Here is a 1,570-nt window from a genome sequence, read left to right on the forward strand (position 1 = left end):
GTCGACGAGACGATGGTGCGGCTGGTCGACGGCAGACCGGTCAACCGACCTGGACTGGCCGGCGAGTTCCGCGACCTGACCCGGGCAACCGATATCATCGAGTTCAACGATGTGCCGGCGCTTGAGGCCGCGCTCCGGGACGGGGATATCGCCTGCGTCATCACCGAGCCGGTGCTGACCAATTCCTGCATGGTGCTGCCAGATCATGGTTTCCACGACGCGCTGCGACGCCTCACCCGCGCAGCCGGCACGCTGCTTCTGATCGACGAGACGCACACGGTTTCGACCGGTCCAGGCGGCTACGCCAGGAAACACGGCTTGGAGCCGGACCTGTTCGTGCTCGGCAAGCCGATCGCGGGCGGTGTGCCGGCCAGCGTGTGGGGCATGAGCGAGAACGTCGCCGCGCGCTATGCTGCCTATAATAGCCAGAAACAGCCCGGTTATTCCGGCATGGGCACGACGCTCTCGGCCAATCCGCTGCAATTCGCGGCGATGCGCGCCACGCTGGAAGAAGTGATGACCGAAGAGAACTATGACCATATGGACCATCTGGCGCGGCGGCTCGACGCCGGGCTGACCGCCGTCATCGACCGCTACCGCCTGCCCTGGCATGTTGCCCGAGTCGGCGCGCGCGTCGAGTTCATCTGCGCACCCGGCCCGCTGAGGAATGGCGGCGAGGCGGAAACAGCGCACGCGCCGGAGCTCGAAGCGGCTATCCATGTCGCGCTGGTCAACCGCGGCGTGCTGATCGCGCCGTTCCATAACATGATGCTGATCTCGCCGGCGACCAGCGCCAGCCAGGTCAACCGCCTGATCACAGCCTTCGATGCGGTTGCGGCAAGGCTCACGGCATGAGACAAGCTTGCACATGAGAGACGCGCGCAAACAAACTTTGAACGCCATCATCGCCTCCCCTTCTGGCTCGACGCCCGCCGAGGCGCAAACCTTTCTCGACGCCCACCCCGAGATCGAAGCGTTCGACATCGTGCTGACCGACGCCAATGGCGTCGGGCGTGGCAAGATCGTGCGCCGGCATGAGTTGATGAGCATCTTCGAGGGCGGCCGGCACATGCCGATATCCATCCTCGGCCTCGATATCACCGGCGAGGACGTTCACGAGACCGGGCTGATCTGGACGACCGGCGACGGCGACCTGCGCGCATGGCCGATCCCCGGCACGCTGGTGCCGCTGTTCGGCACACAGCCGCCGCGCGGTCAGGTGCTGATGGCGATGTATCATCTCGACGGTCAGCCCATGTCCTCCGATCCGCGGCTGGCGCTGGCCCGGCAGGTGGAGATATTGGCGGCCAAGGGCCTGCATCCTGCCGGGCCCTTCGAGCTCGAATTCTTCCTGCTCGCCAATGAACGAGATGCCGACGGCAAGGTGCGGCCCGCCAACGCCGTGCTCGACGGTCGCCGCTCGGCCAAGACCGAGGTCTATTCCGTCGACCACCTGCACGGCATGGAGCCGCTGTTTTCCGACATCTATGCCGCGGCCAAGGTGCAAGGCATCCCGGCGGAGACGGTCATTTCCGAATACGCGCCCGGCCAGTACGAGCTGACGCTGAAT

General features: G+C 65.5%; 1 protein-coding gene and 1 pseudogene. Both read left to right on the forward strand.

Translation table 11 applies throughout. From position 1 onward, the window contains the following. A partial coding sequence (locus E5W87_RS05980; RefSeq protein ID WP_292394922.1) for a transaminase occupies positions 1-855 on the forward strand: 855 nt, incomplete at its 5' end. Positions 856-868: 13 nt separating this feature from the next. Beyond that, a pseudogene (locus E5W87_RS05985) lies at positions 869-1,570 on the forward strand (glutamine synthetase); the annotation flags it as partial.

This window comes from Mesorhizobium sp. (assembly GCF_004962925.1).
GTDB lineage: Bacteria > Pseudomonadota > Alphaproteobacteria > Rhizobiales > Rhizobiaceae > Mesorhizobium.